The organism is Klebsiella sp. w6 (assembly GCF_033100215.1).
In the GTDB taxonomy this organism is placed as follows: domain Bacteria; phylum Pseudomonadota; class Gammaproteobacteria; order Enterobacterales; family Enterobacteriaceae; genus Klebsiella; species Klebsiella variicola.
Window position 1 is genome coordinate 1,309,360 of the sequence record NZ_CP136907.1, and the last position, 15,820, is coordinate 1,325,179.

Genomic DNA, 15,820 nt, shown 5'->3' on the forward strand with positions numbered 1-15,820 from the left:
GTTAAACTCCATCCTGTTCATCATGCTGTGAATAATTAACGATGTTAATACTGCCTTGTGCGTTCAGTTCTGTACATAGGGCTTTGAACGCTTGTTCGATATTTGCTGCATTTTGCGTCGCAGGACTGTGGGCAGTTATCTGGATAAAAAGCTGCGCGGAATCGCCGTCTCCCGGCTGAGTGCGGGACACCAGTTCCGCAATATTCATATTCCAGGTATCGCACAGGGCAGTGAAGCGCTCGATGATATGCGGTGAGTCCGGCACCTCAACCTGGACCCAAACGGTGTTTGGCATGGCCTGCGGCGGGCGCGCAGTGGTGCGTTTCATCACGATCAACAATTCCAGCTCCGCACCTTTCAGCGGCAGGGTTGATTCGATCAGGTTAATCGCATTCCACGACCCGGAAAGCAGCATGATAAACGTAAACTCATCACCGAGCATGGCCAGCCGGCTGTCTTCGATATTACAACCGCAGCTGCTGACGTGGCGAGTGATCGTATTCACGATGCCGGGACGGTCAGCCCCCAGGGCGGTAATAACCAGATAGTGTTGTAATGAGGCTGTCAAACCTGTTCTTCCTTTAAAAAGGTGAGGTAACATTAGGAAAGCATAAAAAAAACCGCCATACAACATCCCTGATGGCGTCGGGTCTCTTGCTTTTATTGCAGCTCCAAACGTAACATTGAGAATCTTGTCGCACTTCTGCTCTGAGGATGGCCCATGTTCACGGGAAGTATTGTAGCGCTTGTCACGCCGATGGATGAAAACGGTAATGTCTGCCGGACAAGCCTGAAAAAACTGATTGATTACCATGTCGCCAACGGAACCTCGGCGATCGTTTCGGTAGGGACTACCGGTGAATCCGCAACGCTGAGCCATGAAGAGCATGGCGACGTAGTGATGATGACGCTGGAACTGGCCGACGGGCGTATTCCAGTTATCGCTGGCACGGGAGCCAATGCAACCGCAGAGGCGATTAGCCTGACCAAACGTTTTAACGACAGCGGTGTTGTCGGCTGCCTGACGGTCACTCCTTATTATAACCGCCCGACCCAGGAAGGCCTGTTCCAGCACTTTAAAGCTATCGCTGAACATACTGACCTGCCGCAAATTCTGTATAATGTGCCGTCCCGTACCGGTTGCGATATGCTGCCGGAAACCGTTGGCCGTCTGGCGGAAATTAAAAATATTGTCGGTATTAAGGAAGCTACAGGGAACTTAAGTCGCGTTCACCAGATCAAAGAGCTGGTTTCAGACGACTTTATTCTGCTGAGCGGTGACGATGCGACCGGTATGGACTTCATGCAGCTCGGCGGCGTGGGCGTGATTTCCGTCACCGCCAACGTGGCGGCGCGCGAAATGGCCGACATGTGCCGTCTGGCGCTGGCGGGTCAATTTGCCGAAGCGCGTGCGATTAATCAGCGTCTGATGCCACTGCATACAAAATTATTTGTCGAACCCAATCCTATCCCGGTGAAATGGGGATGCAAGGCGTTGGGTCTTGTGGCGACCGATACGCTGCGCTTGCCGATGACGCCCATCACCGACCATGGTCGTGAAGCCGTCACCGCCGCGCTGAAGCATGCCGGTTTGCTGTAAAGTTTAGGGAGATTTGATGGCTTACTCAGTACAGAAGTCGCGCCTGGCGAAGGTTGCGGGTGTTTCGCTGGTTCTACTCCTCGCGGCCTGTAGTTCCGACTCGCGCTATAAGCGTCAGGTGAGCGGTGATGAGGCCTATTTACAGGCGTCACCGTTGAGCGAACTTCACGCGCCGGCGGGGATGATCCTGCCGATTCAGGTGGGCGATTACAACATTCCGGTGGCCAACAGCACCGGCGCGGTGGGCAAAGCGCTGGACATTCGCCCGCCGGCGCAGCCGCTGGCGTTGGTCAGCGGTGCGCGGACCCAGTTTAATGGCGATACCGCGACGCTGATGGTTGAGAACGGCCGCAGCGGCTCGCTGTGGGCGCAGGTCACCAGTATCCTTCAGTCGAAGAACTACGTTATCGCGAAACGCGATGATGCGAGCCAGACGCTGAACACCGACTGGGTTGAGTGGAACCGCCTTGATGAAGATCAGCAGTATCGCGGTCGTTATCAAATCTCCGTCAAACCGCAGGGCTATCAGCAAGCGGTGGTCGTTAAGCTGGTGAATCTGGAGCAGGCGGGTAAACCGGTTGCCGATCCGGCGTCACTGCAGCGCTACAGCACCGCCATGCTGAACGTCATTTCTGAAGGCCTTGATGCGAGCGCCACCAGCGCCCAGAACGCGGCCCAGCGCAGTGCTGGCGCCACCTTCGACGTGCAGAGCGCTGCCGACGATACCGGCCTGCCGATGCTTGTCGTTCGCGCGCCGTTTAACATGGTGTGGCAACGTCTGCCGGGCGCCCTCGAAAAAGTGGGAATGAAAGTGACCGACAGCACGCGCTCTCAGGGCAGCATGGCGCTGACCTACAAGCCGCTGTCTGACAGCAGCTGGCAGGAGCTGGGCGCACGTGACCCGCAGCTGGCCTCCGGTGACTACAAACTGCAGGTCGGTGACCTCGATAACCGCAGTAGCCTGCAGTTCATCGACCCGAAAGGTCACACTCTGACGCAGTCGCAAAATGACGCCCTGGTAGCCGTATTCCAGGCCGCATTTAACAAGTAATCAAAAGGGCTGGAGCAATCCGGCCCTTTTAATATATAGTGACGCAAACGTGTGCGTATACACATCATCCTTCAAATTGCCTCTTTGTTGGCCGCCTTCGTTCACCCCAGTCACTTACTTTTGTAAGCTCCTGGGGATTCGCTCAGTTGCCGCCTCGATGCACTTTGAATGATTTTGTGTATAGGTGGAAACGTATTTTTAGGCTCAATATCACTGGAGTAGTGAAAGATGAAAAAGCAAGCTGAGTTGTATCGTGGTAAGGCGAAGACAGTATACAGCACCGATAATCCGGACCTGCTGGTACTGGAATTCCGTAACGATACGTCAGCAGGTGATGGCGCGCGCATCGAGCAGTTCGATCGTAAAGGCATGGTGAATAACAAGTTCAACCATTTCATTATGAGCAAACTGGCAGAAGCGGGCATCCCTACCCAGATGGAAGCGCTGCTTTCCGATACCGAATGTCTGGTGAAAAAACTGGATATGGTGCCGGTAGAGTGCGTGGTGCGTAACCGTGCGGCAGGCTCGCTGGTAAAACGTTTAGGCATTGAAGAAGGTATCGAGCTGAACCCGCCGCTGTTCGACCTGTTCCTGAAAAACGATGCTATGCACGATCCGATGGTCAACGACTCCTACTGCGAAACCTTCGGCTGGGTGAGCAAAGAGAATCTGGCGCGGATGCGCGAGCTGACCTACAAAGCCAACGACGTGCTGAAAAAGCTGTTCGATGACGCCGGTCTGATTCTGGTGGACTTTAAGCTGGAGTTTGGTCTGTTCAAAGGCGAAGTGGTGCTGGGCGACGAGTTTTCGCCGGACGGCAGCCGTCTGTGGGATAAAAACACCCTCGATAAAATGGACAAAGACCGCTTCCGCCAGAGCCTTGGCGGCCTGATCGAAGCCTACGAAGAAGTGGCTCACCGCCTGGGCGTTAAGCTCGACTAACCCGCCCGCCGCCAGAAGATGGCCTCATCTTCTGGCGTCTCTTGCTGTTTCCTGTGGTAATCCTGCGCTGAACCGCCTACGATCTCTGCTATTGATACATAACAGGGAATGAGGTGCTTATGCGCTGGCAAGGGCGTCGCGAAAGCGACAATGTTGAAGATCGACGTGGTCAATCAGGCTCGCCGTTTGGCGGCGGCGGGGGCTTCCGTCTGCCGAGCGGGAAGGGCGGCATTGTACTGCTGATTATTGTGCTGGTGGCGGGCTACTACGGCGTGGATTTGACCGGCATGCTGACCGGGGAGCCGATGCCGCAGCAGCAGACCTCCACGCAGCGCTCCATCAGTCCGAAAGACGATGAAGCGGCGAAGTTTACTTCCGTCATTCTGGCCACTACCGAAGATACCTGGGGACCGATCTTTGAAAAGATGGGCCGCCAGTACCCCCAGCCAAAACTGGTGCTCTACCGCGGCGCGACACGTACCGGCTGCGGCACCGGTCAGTCGGTGATGGGGCCGTTCTACTGTCCTGCCGACAGCACGGTCTATATCGATCTGTCCTTCTACGATGAGATGAAAAATAAACTGGGCGCCGACGGCGACTTTGCTCAGGGGTACGTCATTGCTCATGAGGTGGGCCACCACGTGCAAAAACTGCTGGGCATTGAGCCGAAAGTTCGCCAGCAACAGCAGCATGCCACCGAGGCCGAAGCCAACCGTCTGTCGGTGAAGATGGAGCTGCAGGCGGACTGCTTCGCCGGCGTCTGGGGCCATAATATGCAGCAGCAGGATATTCTGGAAACCGGCGATCTGCAGGAGGCGCTGAACGCTGCCGAAGCCATCGGCGACGACCGTCTGCAGCAGCAGAGCCAGGGGCGCGTGGTACCGGACAGCTTTACCCACGGCACGTCAAAACAGCGCTACACCTGGTTCAAACGCGGTTTCGACAGCGGCGATCCGGCGCAGTGCAACACCTTCGGCAGCGCGCTGTAATCGCCACCGATGATGGACGCGCTGCTTGACCTCACCGCGCAGATGGCGCGGGAGGGGATCCGTCGCCTGCTGGTGCTCAGCGGCGATGAGGCCTGGACGCTGCAGCAGGCGCAGGCGCTACGGGAGCGGCTCGGCGGCGATGGTCTGTGGGTAGGCTCCGATCCGGTTTCTGCGCCCTGCGTGGCGCCTGGCGCCCTGAAGACGCTGCTGGGTCGGGAAGTGATGCACGCCTTTTTCGATGCCCGGCGCGGGTGTGACGTGGCGGCCCTGGCGGCCCTGAGCGGTACGCTGCGGGCGGGAAGCTGGCTGGTGCTGCTGACGCCCCCCTTCGCCGACTGGCCGACCCGGGCGGATGAGGACTCCCTGCGCTGGAGCGATATTCCCGACCCTATCGTTACCCCCAACTTTGTTCACCGCTGCTGCCGGCAGTTTATCGCCGATCCGGAGGTGCTGCTTTGGCAGCAGTCGGACCGGCCGCGCTTCCCGCTGGCCGCCCCGCGCCCTGACTGGCATCCCGCCGATGGCCACCCCCAGGCCGAGCAGGCGCTAATCCTTGAGCAACTGTCGCGGCTGCCGCCCGGTATCGCGGCGGTGACGGCAGAGCGCGGGCGAGGGAAATCCGCTCTCGCGGGCATGCTGCTGCGCCAGCTTGAGGGCGAGGCCATCGTCACCGCCCCAACGCGTAGCGCCGTCGAGGTGCTGGCGAGCTTTTCCGGCGAGGCGTTCCGCTTTATGGCGCCCGATGCGCTGTTGGCGTCGCAAGAAACGGCGGCCTGGCTGATTGTCGATGAGGCCGCGTCGATCCCGGCTCCGCTTCTCCGGCAGCTGGTGAGCCGTTTTCCCCGCACGCTACTCACCACGACGGTGCAGGGTTATGAAGGCACCGGTCGCGGATTCCTGCTGAAATTTTGCGCCAGCCTGCCCCGTCTGCAGTCATTCAGCCTGAGCGCCCCGATCCGCTGGGCGGCGGGCTGTCCGCTGGAGTCAGCCATCCGTCAGTTGCTGATCTTTAACGATGAGTCATTTCGCGACGCGCCGACGGGGGAGGTGGTGCTGGAAGCGGTCAATCAGTCCAGCTGGCAAACGCAGCCAGCGCTACCGGAGGCAATGTACCAGCTATTGTCCGGGGCGCACTACCGGACTTCCCCGCTCGATCTGCGGCGCATGATGGATGCCCCCGGCCAGGCTTTTCGCTGCGCTCGCGCCAGCGGCGCGGTGGCGGGCGCGCTGTGGCTGGTGGCCGAGGGGGGACTTTCTCCCGAACTTAGCCGGGCGGTGTGGGCAGGGTTTCGCCGGCCGCGCGGGAATCTGGTCGCCCAGTCGCTGGCGGCGCATGGCGGCAGTCCCCTGGCGGCGACGCTGTCCGGGCTGCGGGTCAGTCGGATCGCTGTCCATCCTGCCCGTCAGCGCGATGGTCTCGGGCAGAAGATGATCGCCAGTATCGCCGCCGATGCCGCAGGCTATGACTATCTGTCCGTCAGCTTCGGCTATACCCCTGAGCTGTGGCGCTTCTGGCAACGCTGCGGGTTTATCCTCGTGCGGCTGGGAACCCATCGCGAGGCCAGCAGCGGCTGCTATACCGCGATGGCTCTGTTCCCGCTGACTGCGGCGGGGCACCAGCTCGCGCAGCGGGAGGCGCAGCGGCTGCTGCGGGATGAATATTGGCTTCGCCCGTGGCGGGACGAATCCGCGCCGCTGCCGGCCGTCGCAGACGCTATGCTTAGTGATGAGGACTGGCTGGAAGCGGCGAGCTTTGCTTTCGCCCATCGCCCGCTGGCCGCGGCGCTGGGCTGCCTCAACCGCCTGCTGATGCAGGCCGACATGCCGTTGCCGGCTCTGCGCGGACGTCTGCAGGGGGAAGAGGAAGCCGCGCTGTGTGCTGCGCTGCGGCTGACGGGGCGTAAAGCCCTGCTGGCGAGATGGCGTGTTGAGGCCGCTGACGCCTTGCGCTTCCTCGATGCAGCGCGTGCTGAGGCGCTGCGTCAGCAGGTGGCGCATCTGCAATTATTTTAACTAACTCATTCAGTTAAATGGCATGGTCATATCTGGCGAGCGGCGTAAACTGCCGGCATACACTAAGGAGACAGCCATGAAACACGATCATTTTATTGTTCAAAGCCCTGCGACGCCTGCGCAACAGCTGTTGCTGCTGTTTCATGGTGTGGGTGATAACCCGGTCTCTATGGGGCAAATCGGCAGCTGGTTCGCGCCGCAGTTTCCCGATGCGCTAATTGTCAGCATCGGCGGGGTCGAACCTTGCGGTCCCAACGGTCGGCAGTGGTTTTCGGTGCAGGGAGTGACGGAAGAGAATCGTCAGCAGCGCATCGATGCCATTATGCCGACCTTCATTGACATTGTGCGCTACTGGCAAGAGAAAAGCGGCGTCAGTCCACTGGCCACCGCGCTGATCGGTTTCTCTCAGGGGGCGATTATGTCGCTGGAGAGTATCAAAGCGGCGCCAGATCTGGCTTCAAGAGTGATCGCCTTTAATGGCCGCTACGCGACGCTGCCGATGACGGCAACGACGGCCACCACCATTCATCTGATCCACGGGGGGGAAGATCGGGTTATCGACCTGGCGTGGGCGGTGTCGGCTCAGGAGGCATTACAGCAGGCGGGCGGCGACGTGACCTTAGATATTGTTGACGATCTGGGGCATGCCATTGACGATCGCAGCATGCAGTTTGCCATCGAGCGTCTGCGTTATACCGTGCCGAAGCACTATTTTGATGAGGCGCTGAGCGGCAGTACGCCAAAAGGGGACGATATCATCGAAATGCTGTAACCCCGGCGGACGGGGTTACAGGCGGGCAGTACCGCGATAAAGGCAAACTTACGGTTTCTTCGACTGGTCGTGCTTCGGCCAGTCGTCGTCATCGTCCCATTTATCGTTAAAATCGCGGTGCGGCGGCAGATCGGGTTTGTTGTTAAGGAATTTTTTGTGGTCAACGCGGTTCAGATCTTTGATCACGTTGATAATCACCCCCACCAAAAAGACCAGAACCAGAATCCACCAGTGTTTAATAAGCCATTCCATGCGCGCTTCCTCTTTACGTCAATTCGTCAGGCGACCAGCTGTTCCATTACGCGTTGATACATCCGTGCCAGCAGCTGCAGGTCGGCGGCGTTCACACATTCATTAATTTTGTGAATGGTTGCGTTCACGGGGCCCAACTCAACCACCTGCGCCCCCATGCGGGCGATAAACCGACCGTCAGAGGTGCCGCCGTTGGTCAACAGCTGCGGTTTGATCTCATTATAGTGCTCAATTGCGCTCACCACCGCATCCACCAGTTTACCGCGCCCGGTGAGGAACGGCTGGCCGGAGAGCCACCACTCCACGCTGTAACGCAGCTGGTATTTTTCCAGCAGGGAGACCACGCGGGCTTTGATCATCTCGTCCGTCAGTTCCGTACTGAAGCGGAAGTTGAACTGGACGAACATATCGCCGGGGATCACGTTGTTGCTGCCGGTACCGGACTGTACGTTGGCGATCTGCATACTGGTTGGCGGGAAAAATTCATTGCCTTTATCCCACTCGATATTGACCAGCTCCGCCAGCATCGGCGCCGCGCGATGGACAGGGTTATCGGCAAGGTGCGGATAGGCAACATGGCCCTGCACGCCGTGAATGGTCAGGTTGCAGGTCAGCGAGCCGCGGCGGCCGTTTTTCACCACATCGCCGACCACCTCGGTACTGGAGGGTTCGCCGACCAGACAGTAATCCAGACGCTCGTTACGCGCCATCAGCGTTTCCACTACTTTGACGGTGCCGTTTTTGGCGCTGGCCTCTTCATCTGAGGTGATCAAAAACGCCAGTCTGCCGCGATGATTCGGGTACTGCGCGACAAAACGTTCCGCCGCCACCACCATCGCCGCCAGCGAGCCTTTCATATCTGCTGCGCCGCGGCCGAACAGCATGCCGTCGCGGATGGTCGGTTCGAACGGGGGGTTGATCCAGCGGTCGGCGTCGCCTGCCGGGACCACGTCGGTGTGGCCGGCGAAGGCCAGCGTCTCGCCGTGGCCGCGCCAGGCCCAGAAATTCTGTGTATCGCCGAAATCCATCGGTTCAACGGTAAAGCCGATCGCACGCAGGCGTTCAATCATTAACGCCTGGCATCCCGCATCATCGGGGCTAAGGGAAGGGCGGCGAATAAGCTGCTGAGCCAGCTCAATGACCGGGCAAGACATAGACTATACCTCGTTAAACTGCTGATAACTTGCTTCACTAAAACCCAGCAGCATAGGACGACCGGGCGCGCAGAGCAATGGGCGTTTGATAATCGCCGGCATTTCCAGCATCAATGCGGCGGCGGCGTCGGCATTATCGATGCTGTTGCGCAGCGACTCGTCGAGTTTGCGCCAGGTGGTGCCGCGGGTGTTCAGCAGCGCCTGCCAGCCCAGTTCGGCAATAAAGGTATCCAGTTGCGCGCGGTCAAGGCCATCGGCGCGGTAGTCATGAAACTGATACGCAATCTGATGCGCTTCCAGCCAGCGACGGGCTTTTTTAATGGTATCGCAGTTTTTAATTCCGTACATGGTGAGCATAGATAAACCTTTCACATTCAATTAAGCGGTTAACTCAGATATTTCCGAATATATAAGTCTTACTGAAATAATACGTGATTCAGATGAATAAATATAACTTTTTACCGGGTATCTCGTTCAATTGACGGCGTGGTGAAATTTTGCTCATTCGCGGAAGTGATGTGAGGCTATTAACAATATTGCGAAAATGTTGCCTGAGAGTGCTCTGCGTCACATAATTTTTACATACGAAACGGCATAGTGGCGGCAACCAGAGGTTTTATCTCTGTCAGACGTCCACAAGACAATCAGAGCAATAGGGGAGCACAACTTCCCATCAGCAATGAAGTTATATAGAATCGACCATAATAATAAGAGAGGCTATTATGATTGAACATGAACTGGGGAACTGGAAAGATTTTATTGAAGGCATGCTTCGTAAATAAATTTCCGCAATGTGAGCAGGGGAATAACGCGAAGTAAATAAGCGCGTCATGGTTCTGAACACATAAAGAAGGCGACCTTAAGGGTCGCCTTTTCTGTTATTAAGGCTCGCCGCCAACGCCCGACGGCTTATTGCGGACGCTCCTTCAGCGGAAAGCGGCGACGTACCAGCACAAAGAACAGCGGCACGAAAAAGATGGCCAGCACGGTGGCGGAGATCATCCCGCCCATCACCCCGGTACCGACCGCATGCTGGCTGCCGGAACCGGCCCCGGTGCTGGTCGCCATCGGCAGCACGCCGAAGATAAACGCCAGCGAGGTCATCAGGATGGGGCGCAGGCGCTGACGGCAGGCCGACAGCGTGGCGCTGAGCAGATCCTGGCCTTTCTCGTTCAGCTCGTTGGCGAACTCAACGATCAGAATGGCGTTTTTCGCCGACAGGCCGATCACCGTCAACAGGCCCACCTGGAAGTAAACATCATTCTCCAGGCCACGCATCCAGGTCGCCAGCAGGGCGCCAATCACCCCGAGCGGGACCACCAGCATCACCGAGAACGGCACCGACCAGCTCTCGTACAGCGCCGCCAGGCACAGGAACACCACCAGCAGCGAAATCGCGTACAGTGCCGGCGCCTGAGCGCCAGAGAGGCGTTCCTGGTAGGACATGGCGGTCCATTCGAGGCCAAAGCCGGTTGGCAACTGCGCGGCCAGCTTCTCCATCATGTCCATCGCGGTGCCGGTACTGATACCCGGCGCCGCCTCACCGACGATCTCCACCGCCGAGTAGCCATTGTAGCGTTCCAGACGCGGTGAGCCTGTCTCCCAACGTGAGGTGGCGAAGGCCGAGAACGGCACCATCGTGCCGCTGCTGTTGCGGACATACCAGAGATTGATATCGTCTGGCAGCATCCGGTATTTCGCCGCTGCCTGGACGTAGACTTTCTTCACCCGGCCGCGATCCATAAAGTCGTTGACGTAGCTCGACCCCCACGCGGTTTGCAGCGTATCGTTGATGTCGTCAATGGAGACGCCCAGCGCCTGCGCTTTACGCTGATCGATATCGACCTGCAGCTGCGGACTGTCGTCGAGCCCGTTATGGCGGACCCGGGTCAACAGTGGGTTTTTGCCGGCCAGCTCAAGCAGCGTATCGCGTGCCGCCATCAGCGCATCGTGCCCCTTACCGGCGTGATCCTCAAGCTCCATATCGAAGCCTGCCGAACTGCCGAGGCCGCTGATGGCCGGCGGGCTGCTGGCGATGACCCGCGCTTCGTTGATCTGATTAAACGCTTTGGTGGCGCGTTCAATAATGGCAAAGGAGGAGCCGGTTTCCGGGTCGCGCTGGTCCCAGTCTTTGAGACGCACAAACATGCGGGCCACGTTCTGCCCGTTGCCGCCGGGGCCGGAACCGACGGTGGCAAATACCGATTCGACGTTCTGCTTCTCATTATTGAGGAAGTAATCTTCCGCTTTTTGCACTACTTTCAGCGTCTGCTGCTGAGTAGCGCCGCTCGGCAACTGGACCGAGGTGGTGAACATCCCGCGATCCTCCAGCGGCAGGAACGAGGTGGGCAGATGCAGGAACAGGAACACCATCCCGCCGAGCAGGACGACGTAGATCAGCATCCAGCGCAGCGAGCGGTGAAGAATTTTGCCGACAAAGGTTTCGTAGCGGCTGGCGCTGCGGTTGAAGGTGCGGTTGAACCAGCCGAAGAAGCCTTTTCTTTCATGGGATTCACCTGGCTTAACCGGCTTGAGCAGCGTGGCGCAAAGGGCCGGGGTGAGGATCATGGCCACCAGCACCGAGAGGACCATCGCCGCGACGATAGTGATTGAGAACTGGCGATAGATGGCCCCGGTGGTGCCGCCGAAGAAGGCCATTGGCACAAACACCGCCGACAGCACCATGGCGATCCCCACCAGCGCGCCCTGAATTTGTCCCATCGATTTGCGGGTCGCCTCGCGTGGCGACAGGCCCTCCTCGCTCATGATGCGCTCGACGTTCTCCACCACCACGATGGCGTCATCCACCAGCAGGCCGATCGCCAGCACCATCGCGAACATCGTCAGGGTGTTGATGCTGTAGCCACAGGCATACAGCACCGCAAAGGTGCCCATCAGCACCACCGGCACGGCGATGGTCGGGATCAGGGTGGCGCGGAAGTTCTGCAGGAACAGATACATCACGAGGAAGACCAGCAGGATCGCCTCCAGCAGCGTTTTGACCACATCAGTGATGGAGGCCTTTACGAAGGAGGTCGTCTCGTAGGCGACTTTATATTCCAGACCGTGAGGAAAATACTGCGACAGCTCATTGAGGCGATTGATCACGCGCTCCGCCGTGGCCATTTCGTTGGCGCCGGAAGCAAGCTTAATTCCCAGGCCCGAAGCGGCCTGCCGGTTGTAGCGGCTGAGGTAGTCGTACTTCTCCGCCCCCATCTCGACGGTGGCGACATCGCCCAGCGTCACCTCTGAACCATCCTGATTGACGCGCAGGGTGATATTGCGGAACTGCTCCGGGGTTTGTAGCAGAGATTGCGAGTTGATGGTGGCGTTTAGCGCCTGCTTATCGACCGAAGGCGTCCCGCCAAGCTGGCCGACGGCAATCTGGGCGTTCTGCGAACTGATGGCGTCGGTCACATCCTTGGTGGTCAGCTGGTAGCTATTGAGCTTCGCCGGGTCGAGCCAGATGCGCATTGAGTATTGCGAGCCGTAGGCGTCGATATCCCCCACGCCGTTGACGCGGCTGAGCGGGTCCTGAATGTTACTGGCGACGTAGTCGGCAATATCTTGTTTATCCATGCTGCCGTCGGTGGCGACGAAGGCGAGGGTCAGGATATTGGTGTCGCCGGTCTTGCGCACCGTCACCCCCTGGTTTTGCACCGCCTGCGGCAGTTTACGCATCGCCGACTGCAGCTGGTTCTGAACCTGCTGCACGGCTTCGTCCGGGTCGGTACCGGCGGTGAAGCTGAGGGTGATCGTCGCCTGGCCAGTGGCGCTGCTCTGGGATGACATATACATCAGGTTATCGAGGCCGGTCATATTCTGTTCGATAACCTGGGTGACGGTATTCTCCAGGGTTTGCGCGGAGGCGCCGGGATAGTTGGCGGTGATCCGCACGTTCGGCGGGGCGAGGTCGGGATACTGTTCAACGGGAAGCGACAAAATGGCAAGGGTGCCCGTCAGACATAACAGGATTGCCAGCACCCACGCAAAAATGGGGCGATCGATAAAGAAATTCGCCATCAGAATAAAGACCTCATATGCACATTTTTTTGTTATTGCACAGCCTGTGCCACTTTAGCGCCAGCGCCTCCGGCAATCGTGGAGAAATTAAGGAGATAGTGTAATTTATCATGTTGCTTTTGCCGTATCGTAAAGAAACCTCGAACTTTCCTGCCAGCAGGCAGTGAGTCTGCTTTGCAGCCTCAGACAGGCGCATTATCTCTTGCCGGTGTGAAACCTCATTTCATTTAAGTCAAAAAAATTGATCCAAAACGGATTCTCTCCAGAAAAAGTTTATCCTGGGCATTTGGACATTGTTCCGGCGCCGTCTTGTCGGGTAATAAATAGTCATGCGCATTGAGGGGTTATTCACCAAGAAGACAAAAGGAAGCCATGAACCACTTTATTTTGAGCGATAGTCGAAAATGTATCGGCTGCCAGGCCTGCGAAGTGGCCTGCGTAATGGCGCATAACGAGGAACAACACGTGCTGACCCCGCAGCGCTTTTTACCTCGTATCACCGTCATCAAAGCGGCGGGCCAGCGTAACGCTATCACCTGCCGCCACTGTGAAGACGCCCCCTGCGTCCGCAGTTGCCCCAACGACGCCATTGCCCAGTCCGGCGACAGCGTTCAGGTCAGTCAGGAGAAATGCATTGGCTGTAAATCCTGCATGGTGGCCTGCCCGTTCGGGGTGATGCAGGTGGTGGTGACGCCGCAGGCTGCGGGCCTGGTAAAGGCCAGCGCGCTGAAATGCGATCTGTGCCAGGGCCGCGAGGCGGGACCGGCCTGTGTGGAAAACTGTCCCGCGCAGGCACTGACCCTCGCCGACGATGAGACGTTGACCGCGCTGGCGAAGCAGCGGCGACTGCGCTCGGCATGCCAGGAGGTGCAGCCGTGGCAGCGCGGTACGGCGACCTGCAGCCAGCCCAATGTTGGCGCGAAGGTCAGGCAAATGGCGATGACGCCGCCGCGCGGGGAGCCGGATAAGCTGGCGGCGGAGGCGCGTAAGAGCCACTTTGAGGAGATCTATCAGCCGTTCACCCCGGCGCAGGCGCAGCAGCAGGCCGCCCGCTGCCTCACGTGTGGGGAACACAGTATTTGCGAATGGACCTGCCCGCTGCATAACCATATCCCGCAGTGGGTCGAGCTGGTTAAGGCGGGGGATATCGCCGCCGCGGTCGCGCTTTCCCATCAGACCAACTGCCTGCCGGAGATCACCGGTCGCGTCTGCCCCCAGGACCGGCTGTGTGAAGGTGCCTGCACCCTGCGCGATGAAAGCGGCGCAGTCACCATCGGCAACATTGAGCGCTATATTTCCGACCAGGCGCTGGCCAGCGGCTGGCGTCCGGACCTCTCGCAGGTTAAGCCGAGCGGTAAGCGGGTGGCGATTATCGGCGCCGGGCCGGCCGGGCTGGCCTGCGCCGATGTGCTGGTGCGTCACGGCGTCCAGCCGGTGGTTTTTGACCGTCATCCGGAGATTGGCGGTCTGCTGACCTTCGGCATCCCGGCGTTCAAGCTGGATAAATCGCTGCTGGCCCGGCGGCGGGCCATTTTCAGCGAGATGGGTATCCGCTTTGAGCTCAATTGCGAGGTGGGGAAAGATATCCCCATGGCGACGCTGCTGGCCGACTATGACGCGGTGTTCGTCGGCGCCGGAACCTATCGCTCCATGAAGGCGGGGTTGCCGAACGAAGAGGCCCCCGGCGTTTACGATGCGCTGCCGTTCCTCATTGCCAACACCAAACAGGTGATGGGGCTGGCGGCATCGGCTCAGGAGCCTTATATCAACACTGCCGGGCTGAACGTCGTCGTGCTGGGCGGCGGCGATACAGCGATGGACTGCGTGCGCACCGCGCTGCGTCACGGCGCCCGCCAGGTGACCTGCGCCTATCGGCGGGATGAAGCCAACATGCCGGGCTCGAAAAAAGAGGTCAAAAACGCCCGCGAAGAGGGGGCGGTCTTTGAGTTTAACGTCCAGCCGGTGACCCTGGAGCTGGACGAAAGCGGACGAGTGAACGGGGTACGCTTTTTGCGCACCGAGCTGGGCGCCCCGGACGCGGGAGGAAGACGCCGCCCGACGCCGATCCCCGGCAGTGAGTTTGTTATGCCGGCGGATGCGGTGATCATGGCCTTTGGCTTCCACCCGCACCGCATGCCCTGGCTGGAAGCGGCGGGCGTGGCGCTGGACAGCCAGGGGCGCATCAAAGCCGGCGTCGAGAGCCGTTACCGTTACCAGACCAGTCAGGAGAAGATCTTTGCCGGCGGCGATGCCGTGCGCGGCGCAGACCTTGTAGTGACGGCGATGGCGGAAGGCCGTCACGCGGCGCAGGGGATTTTGGACTATCTGGCGCTGAAAACGACGCCGCTTCACTGACGACAAACCCGGCCCCGCAGCGTAGTATGAGGGCGTCCTTTTACGCTGTGGGGTCGGTATGTCACTCAATATTCACGTCATTAAAGATAAAATCCTCTCTGAGAACTGGTTCGTACTACGCAACATGACTTATGAGCTAACGCGGGCGGACGGCAGCGTCGTGCGCCATAAGCGCGAAGTCTACGATCGCGGCAATGGCGCCACCGTACTGCTGTATAACCGCCATAAGCAGACGGTGGTCCTGGTGCGGCAGTTCCGGGTCGCCACCTGGGTCAATGGCAATCATGACGGCATGCTGATTGAAACCTGCGCCGGGCTGCTGGACAACGACGAGCCGGAAGCCTGCATTCGTAAAGAGGCGGTGGAAGAGACCGGCTACGAAGTGGGCGAGGTGCGTAAGCTGTTTGAGCTGTTTATGTCGCCAGGGGGCGTCACCGAAGTGGTGCATTTCTTTATCGCCGAGTACAGCGACGCGCAGCGAACCACCAGCGGCGGCGGGGTGGATGATGAAGCCATCGAGGTGCTGGAGCTGCCTTTTAGCCAGGCGCTGCAGATGGTCGCTGACGGTGAGATCCGCGACGGTAAGGCGGTCATTCTGCTGCAGTATCTGCAAACCTCCGGCCTGATGTCGGGGAACTCTGACAAATCCGATTGAGTAAGCAGCTGCCG

General features: G+C 59.0%; 14 protein-coding genes. 9 read left to right on the forward strand and 5 right to left on the reverse strand.

The features are described 5' to 3' along the window. Position 1: 1 nt before the first annotated feature. A complete protein-coding gene (locus R0140_RS06405) occupies positions 2-568 on the reverse strand; it encodes a glycine cleavage system transcriptional repressor (RefSeq protein WP_002913804.1) in 567 nt (188 codons plus the stop codon). 153 nt (positions 569-721) lie between these two features. Here R0140_RS06405 and dapA point away from each other — a divergent pair, with 153 nt between their 5' ends. The 6 genes from dapA to ypfH all read left to right on the forward strand — a co-directional run bounded on the left by dapA (position 722) and on the right by ypfH (position 7,367). Next, positions 722-1,600, forward strand: a complete 879-nt coding sequence (gene dapA / locus R0140_RS06410) for a 4-hydroxy-tetrahydrodipicolinate synthase (protein ID WP_002913803.1) — start codon at positions 722-724, stop codon at positions 1,598-1,600. Positions 1,601-1,616: 16 nt separating this feature from the next. After that, on the forward strand, positions 1,617-2,651 hold the full coding sequence (gene bamC, locus R0140_RS06415; RefSeq protein ID WP_008803834.1) for an outer membrane protein assembly factor BamC: 1,035 nt from the start codon (positions 1,617-1,619) through the stop codon (positions 2,649-2,651). A gap of 228 nt (positions 2,652-2,879) precedes the next feature. Next, positions 2,880-3,593: a phosphoribosylaminoimidazolesuccinocarboxamide synthase gene (gene purC / locus R0140_RS06420; RefSeq protein ID WP_002913801.1), complete on the forward strand. Its 714-nt coding sequence runs from the start codon at positions 2,880-2,882 to the stop codon at positions 3,591-3,593. A 119-nt stretch (positions 3,594-3,712) separates the two neighbouring features. Continuing rightward, the gene (locus R0140_RS06425) at positions 3,713-4,582 is read left to right on the forward strand and encodes a KPN_02809 family neutral zinc metallopeptidase (RefSeq protein WP_023298061.1); all 870 of its coding nucleotides are present in this window, start codon (positions 3,713-3,715) and stop codon (positions 4,580-4,582) included. A gap of 9 nt (positions 4,583-4,591) precedes the next feature. Continuing rightward, positions 4,592-6,595: a tRNA(Met) cytidine acetyltransferase TmcA gene (locus tag R0140_RS06430; RefSeq protein ID WP_110185287.1), complete on the forward strand. Its 2,004-nt coding sequence runs from the start codon at positions 4,592-4,594 to the stop codon at positions 6,593-6,595. 76 nt (positions 6,596-6,671) lie between these two features. Then, on the forward strand, positions 6,672-7,367 hold the full coding sequence (gene ypfH / locus R0140_RS06435) for an esterase (protein WP_008803836.1): 696 nt from the start codon (positions 6,672-6,674) through the stop codon (positions 7,365-7,367). A gap of 48 nt (positions 7,368-7,415) precedes the next feature. On the opposite strand, the gene R0140_RS06440 is transcribed toward ypfH, so the two are convergent. The 3 genes from R0140_RS06440 to R0140_RS06450 are packed head-to-tail and all read right to left on the reverse strand — an operon-like array spanning position 7,416 to position 9,130. Continuing rightward, positions 7,416-7,619 (reverse strand): YpfN family protein, encoded by a 204-nt coding sequence (locus R0140_RS06440; RefSeq protein WP_002913768.1) that lies wholly within the window; start codon positions 7,617-7,619, stop codon positions 7,416-7,418. Positions 7,620-7,645: 26 nt separating this feature from the next. Next, entirely contained in the window at positions 7,646-8,773 is a 1,128-nt protein-coding gene (gene dapE / locus R0140_RS06445; protein ID WP_012540914.1) for a succinyl-diaminopimelate desuccinylase, read from the reverse strand. 3 nt (positions 8,774-8,776) lie between these two features. Beyond that, positions 8,777-9,130: an ArsC family reductase gene (locus tag R0140_RS06450; protein WP_008803838.1), complete on the reverse strand. Its 354-nt coding sequence runs from the start codon at positions 9,128-9,130 to the stop codon at positions 8,777-8,779. 365 nt (positions 9,131-9,495) lie between these two features. On the opposite strand from R0140_RS06450, the gene ypfM reads away from it, so the two are divergent. After that, positions 9,496-9,555, forward strand: coding sequence for a protein YpfM (gene ypfM, locus R0140_RS06455; RefSeq protein ID WP_100181659.1), 60 nt, complete (start codon positions 9,496-9,498; stop codon positions 9,553-9,555). A gap of 127 nt (positions 9,556-9,682) precedes the next feature. Here the strand turns inward: ypfM and acrD are convergent, their stop codons facing one another. After that, positions 9,683-12,796, reverse strand: coding sequence for a multidrug efflux RND transporter permease AcrD (gene acrD, locus R0140_RS06460; RefSeq protein WP_032733414.1), 3,114 nt, complete (start codon positions 12,794-12,796; stop codon positions 9,683-9,685). 372 nt (positions 12,797-13,168) lie between these two features. On the opposite strand from acrD, the gene aegA reads away from it, so the two are divergent. After that, on the forward strand, positions 13,169-15,151 hold the full coding sequence (gene aegA / locus R0140_RS06465; RefSeq protein ID WP_023298058.1) for a formate-dependent uric acid utilization protein AegA: 1,983 nt from the start codon (positions 13,169-13,171) through the stop codon (positions 15,149-15,151). A gap of 58 nt (positions 15,152-15,209) precedes the next feature. Further along, positions 15,210-15,806 carry a GDP-mannose pyrophosphatase NudK gene (nudK, locus tag R0140_RS06470; RefSeq protein WP_002913754.1) on the forward strand — a complete coding sequence of 199 codons (597 nt, stop codon included), beginning with the start codon at positions 15,210-15,212 and terminating at the stop codon, positions 15,804-15,806. Positions 15,807-15,820: the final 14 nt, after the last annotated feature.

What these genes read in the sequence shown, in the direction of transcription:
- aegA (WP_023298058.1), top strand. Translation starts at nt 13,169, where the DNA reads ATGAACCACTTTATTTTGAGCGATAGTCGAAAATGTATCGGCTGCCAG.
- R0140_RS06450 (WP_008803838.1), bottom strand. Translation starts at nt 9,130, where the DNA reads ATGCTCACCATGTACGGAATTAAAAACTGCGATACCATTAAAAAAGCC.
- purC (WP_002913801.1), top strand. Translation starts at nt 2,880, where the DNA reads ATGAAAAAGCAAGCTGAGTTGTATCGTGGTAAGGCGAAGACAGTATAC.
- R0140_RS06440 (WP_002913768.1), bottom strand. Translation starts at nt 7,619, where the DNA reads ATGGAATGGCTTATTAAACACTGGTGGATTCTGGTTCTGGTCTTTTTG.
- acrD (WP_032733414.1), bottom strand. Translation starts at nt 12,796, where the DNA reads ATGGCGAATTTCTTTATCGATCGCCCCATTTTTGCGTGGGTGCTGGCA.
- nudK (WP_002913754.1), top strand. Translation starts at nt 15,210, where the DNA reads ATGTCACTCAATATTCACGTCATTAAAGATAAAATCCTCTCTGAGAAC.
- ypfH (WP_008803836.1), top strand. Translation starts at nt 6,672, where the DNA reads ATGAAACACGATCATTTTATTGTTCAAAGCCCTGCGACGCCTGCGCAA.
- dapE (WP_012540914.1), bottom strand. Translation starts at nt 8,773, where the DNA reads ATGTCTTGCCCGGTCATTGAGCTGGCTCAGCAGCTTATTCGCCGCCCT.
- bamC (WP_008803834.1), top strand. Translation starts at nt 1,617, where the DNA reads ATGGCTTACTCAGTACAGAAGTCGCGCCTGGCGAAGGTTGCGGGTGTT.
- R0140_RS06425 (WP_023298061.1), top strand. Translation starts at nt 3,713, where the DNA reads ATGCGCTGGCAAGGGCGTCGCGAAAGCGACAATGTTGAAGATCGACGT.
- R0140_RS06430 (WP_110185287.1), top strand. Translation starts at nt 4,592, where the DNA reads ATGATGGACGCGCTGCTTGACCTCACCGCGCAGATGGCGCGGGAGGGG.
- dapA (WP_002913803.1), top strand. Translation starts at nt 722, where the DNA reads ATGTTCACGGGAAGTATTGTAGCGCTTGTCACGCCGATGGATGAAAAC.